Origin of the sequence: Emticicia sp. (assembly GCF_049241225.1) — a bacterium.
In the GTDB taxonomy this organism is placed as follows: Bacteria; Bacteroidota; Bacteroidia; order Cytophagales; family Spirosomataceae; genus Emticicia.
Genome location: NZ_JBMLRC010000342.1, coordinates 1 through 4,309, shown reverse-complemented (window position 1 = coordinate 4,309; position 4,309 = coordinate 1). Strand labels below are relative to the sequence as shown.

Annotated in this window: 4 protein-coding genes and 1 tRNA gene; all 5 read right to left on the bottom strand. The window is 37.1% G+C overall.

Going from position 1 to position 4,309, the window contains the following annotated elements:
• Nucleotides 1-581: APC family permease (locus ACOVO2_RS18355; protein WP_421771372.1), on the bottom strand; the 581-nt coding region annotated here is incomplete at its 3' end.
• Nucleotides 582-902: 321 nt separating this feature from the next.
• Nucleotides 903-2,192 (bottom strand): YncE family protein, encoded by a 1,290-nt coding sequence (locus ACOVO2_RS18350; RefSeq protein WP_421771371.1) that lies wholly within the window; start codon nt 2,190-2,192, stop codon nt 903-905.
• Between the two features lie 91 nt (nt 2,193-2,283).
• Nucleotides 2,284-2,601 (bottom strand): Dabb family protein, encoded by a 318-nt coding sequence (locus ACOVO2_RS18345; RefSeq protein ID WP_350264832.1) that lies wholly within the window; start codon nt 2,599-2,601, stop codon nt 2,284-2,286.
• Nucleotides 2,602-2,704: 103 nt separating this feature from the next.
• Nucleotides 2,705-3,889: an alpha/beta hydrolase family protein gene (locus ACOVO2_RS18340; RefSeq protein WP_421771370.1), complete on the bottom strand. Its 1,185-nt coding sequence runs from the start codon at nt 3,887-3,889 to the stop codon at nt 2,705-2,707.
• A gap of 204 nt (nt 3,890-4,093) precedes the next feature.
• Nucleotides 4,094-4,167, bottom strand: a tRNA-Ala gene (locus ACOVO2_RS18335).
• Nucleotides 4,168-4,309 lie beyond the last annotated feature (142 nt).

Sequence of the window (4,309 nt, the reverse complement as noted above, 5' to 3'; positions counted from 1 at the left end):
CCTAATTTTGAAATGCTCGGCATCGAATGCCATGCTAGGTTTTCGGCAGAAGTTCCAAAGAAGCCCGCAATGATGAGCACTACGAGGGGAATTAGTTTGATGAGGGTTGTGATTTTTACGATATTATCACCGTGCTTTACACCAAGAATATTGATGTAGGTGAAAAGTCCGAAAACTATCAAAAAGAAAGTGGCTCTAACTGGTAATTGGGAGAGAGTAGGAAAATAAACACTGAGAGTATCGGCCATAGCATTAGCAATAGCGGCATCGGCCAAGATTCCCACAAACCAAAACATTGTATTGGCCAAGAAACCCGCATAAGGCCCAAAAGCGGCGTGAATGTAGGCGTAAGCCCCCCCTGTGACTGTAATTTTGCTCCCTATTTCCGAGAAACAAAGCATGATGAGCATCATCAGAAATCCACAAAAAAGATAGGCTAAAATGCTGGTTTCGCCCAAAAAACTGGCGACAAAGGCGGGTAAGACGAAAATTCCTGCTCCGATGGTTCGGTTGAGTGTATTGGCCGCTAAGCCCAAAATACCGATTTCACGGCGTAGTCCTTCATTGTTGGTTGATGTCATTTTTTAGGGTTTGAAGTGTAATAGTTTTATATAAACCACAAAGTGGTTCAACTTTAATAGCCGTAGGTGAAACCTATGGGCGTTTATATTGAATAACAAGTTTAACCCCTTTGGGGTTGAACTTAAAAATAACACTTATTACCATAGATTTCACCTATGGCTATTTATATTTAATCCTTTCAGGATTTTTATAATTGGATTAAATCTTACTTCAGCGTGAAAAGTTTAATATCCGAAATAATTAATCCAAATCTAACTGATTTATCGCCAACAAAAAAGCCCTCAATGAAATTTGAAGGCTTTAGAGTGAATTTGAAAATCTTATTTTACGATTTGAATTCCGTGGCAGCCACGTGGCATGAAAAGTTTGAAATCTTGTTTTTGTAAACTAGGCTTTTCGCCATTTTTTACTTTCCAAAATTCAATTCCGCCAAAATGTTTTCCAAAATTATAGTAATCGAAAACCGTTACGGCAATGTTTTCACCTGATTTGTCGAATACAATATTTTTGGGCAAGATTCCGTCAAATTCGTACTCTGCTACATTATTTAATGAACCATCTGCTGATAGCTTTAACAATGAAATAGAGGCTTTTTTTGAAGAATCATTGTTTTCCCACGGATAGTATGATTTTTTTGCATTTGTCACTGCTACTAAGCTTCCATCTGGACTAATCGCAAAACTTGTTGGTGTTTCGCCAAGTTTAGTTTTTGTGATTAGGTAATGCTCGCTTGTGCCTTCTAAATTAAATTTCAAGATAAACATATCACCCATAGCATCGCTGCTTGATTCTGACTTATTCGTTATATTCGATTTTACATCAGGAATGAGATAATACTTGCCATCAGGCGTGAATTGTCCAGCACTTGGTAAACTTCCAACTTTTATGGTGCGACCAACCACATCTAGACGTATGATTTTGGTTGTGGGCCCATCACGAGTAACTTTCATTAAACCAACTTCTTTTGATTCTTCCATTGTGAAGGCTAAGAAATTATTGTTTGGATGCCAAGTTACATCACTGATTTTACCTGATTGAAAATCTTGTGGTTTATTGATGATTCTAATTGGCTTTCCAGTTGGGTCAAGTTCTAAAACCTGTAACTCTTTGCCGTATTCTTCACTACAAAGTGCCAAATATTCACCATTCGGACTGATTTCAATTGCCGTTGGATTTTTGCCAGTAGGAAATTTATATAAAACCTTTGGTTGAGATAAATCACTGATGTCAACCACTGAAATAAAGCCACCTGCAGGTAGTTCTGAATTCAGGTTGCGTATCTCAGTTGTAGTTTCGGGTGTTGTGCCACGAGCTTCTACTACATAAGCAACCGGACGATTGGGCGAAATAACAATACTTTTTGCCGAATTGATTGCCGAATTAGAGACAACTAAACTTCTGATTTCGTCGGAATACTTCTCAATCGGAAGCTTCACAATCGACATATAATCTTTGTTGCCACGTTCTTTAAATAGCTTACCATCAACAAAAGCTGAGGCCGCCATATCGGCATCTGAAATGGCTATAATACCCCTAGCATCAAAACTTAACTTCTGTGAATGAGCAAGTGTTGTAGCTAAAGTAAGTATAGATAATAGTATTTTTTTCATGGGAATTCAAGGACAATGCGAATCTTTTTCGCAGTAATGAATTGCAAATTTCTGAAAAAAACAGCAAAGTTGGGCACTATTTCTTTAAAAATTAACTTTCGGCATCATAAACGACTACTTTCTCCCAGAGTGAGGAACAGTTGTTGATAAATACATAATGATCAGGATGAACTTGATATGCGTCTTGGTCAGCGGCATTATCGAACACAAAAGTCAAAGAAAAACTGTATGAAGAATCAATTACTTCACGATTGGTATTGGCTGGGCGACCAACATACGCAGTTTTGATTAAATCAATTTTTGAAAGTTCTTTCAAACCCGCGTGAAGAGCTTCTTGATGCTCTTTGTTGTCTTTTTCTTTTAACCAAAAAAATACTGTGTGTACAACACCTGATTGTAAATTTGCCATAGAAAATTGAGAGTTGAAAACTAAAAATTAAGAATTGAGAATTAAGAATTGAGAATTAAGAATGTTTTTTTTAAATTCTCCATTATCAATTCTCAATTATTCATTATTTAACATTTCCGAAGAAAGAAAGTGTTCCGAGTAAATAATTTTGGATAGATGAACCGTGGTCGCCACCAGTAATGGGAATCAATTCGACATTGCTTGCCCCACGTTGTTTCATGGCATCGAAGGCTGTTTGAGAATTGAAATACGGTACATAAGTATCGGCTGTTCCGTGATAGAGCTGAGTTGGTGTTTTTGGTTTCCAGTCAAAAATATCATTATCTTTTACTGCATTCAATAAGGCTGTATCTGTACCTTCACTAACGCCTTTTTTTACTTTATCACTCAAAAGTGTCATTAAACTGCCCGAAATTCTTGCGTTTTGTTGCTCTTTCTGAATCTGTGCCGCATAAGCTGCCGCAAAATAATCAGTCATTGGGCGGTTAAGTTTGTAGATTCTATCATAAGTCAACAAAACCCAAATATAAGAAGCATTGTGCTGAGGATTACCACTTGAAGGTGTCGAAACCAAAGTTTTGAAACTCAAAGTTTTGTTGTATGCACCAGCACCACAACTCGAAGCCTTCAAATTAAATTCTGAGCCAGTTTCTTCTTCAATTTTTTTCTGTAAAGCCAAAGTAGCAAAACCTCCTTCCGAATATCCAGCAAGCAGTAAGTTGTTATTCCAACTAATTTTTTCTTTCGCAATTACTTCTTTTGCCGCACGAAGCATATCGAGACTTGCAGAGGCAAGTCCTTCACGGTGTTCGTAGGTGTGAGGAAGCGTGTTTGAAGCTCCATAACCAATATAATCGGGAGCTACTACGATGTAACCAATCGTTGCAACAACCGAGGCAAGCGTACCTTCGCCATCGGCAGTAAAATATGAGGGTGCTTGTTTATCATCGAAGATTGTTCCGTGTTGATAACTAACCAACGAAAGTGGAGTGGTAGAGCCTGTCGGAACAATTAAACCACCTGATGCTTGAATTTCAGTGCCATCAGTATTTTTGGTTTTGTAAACAATTTTGTATTGCTTAACACCCGAACGAATAAAAAGTGCAGCTTGCGAACCCAAGCTTGAACCAAGTGCCGCAATGAGCTGCTCTTTTGTTAATTCTTTAACGAGGGTGGAACTAACCAAAACTTGTGGTTGAGGAGTTTCGGTAGTTGATTTATCGCATGACCAAGTAACAAATGCAAGCGTAAAGGAGACGATGAAGTACTTAAATAATTTTGTTTTCATGATTTTTTTGGATGTTATACAAAAGTACAAATTCAGACGGATTGTCTGTAATTTTAGCAACGTTTTTTAGTGAATGAAAATTATAGATTTTTCAGAAGATAGATAAAAATGGGTTTACTAAATTATGCAAGTGTTGGATTTTGTGAATAGTTGAAGTTTGAATATAAAAAAGCCCAATAATCTTTTTGATTATTAGGCTTTAAGTGGAGGAGATGGGATTCGAACCCACGACCCCTTGCATGCCATGCAAGTACTCTAACCAGCTGAGCTACACCCCCGTTTTTTGTTGTGGTGCAAATATGCTATCTTTTGTTTGAACAACAAAATTTATCTGTTAAAAAAATACCAAAATGAGATAAAGATAAATAATAATACCATCCCTTCGGGATTTTGTTTATGATATGCAATTATAATCTATAA

Bases quoted from the DNA above. Each gene is read 5' to 3' on its own strand.
- ACOVO2_RS18350 (WP_421771371.1), bottom strand. From the start codon at position 2,192: ATGAAAAAAATACTATTATCTATACTTACTTTAGCTACAACACTTGCT.
- ACOVO2_RS18340 (WP_421771370.1), bottom strand. From the start codon at position 3,889: ATGAAAACAAAATTATTTAAGTACTTCATCGTCTCCTTTACGCTTGCA.
- ACOVO2_RS18345 (WP_350264832.1), bottom strand. From the start codon at position 2,601: ATGGCAAATTTACAATCAGGTGTTGTACACACAGTATTTTTTTGGTTA.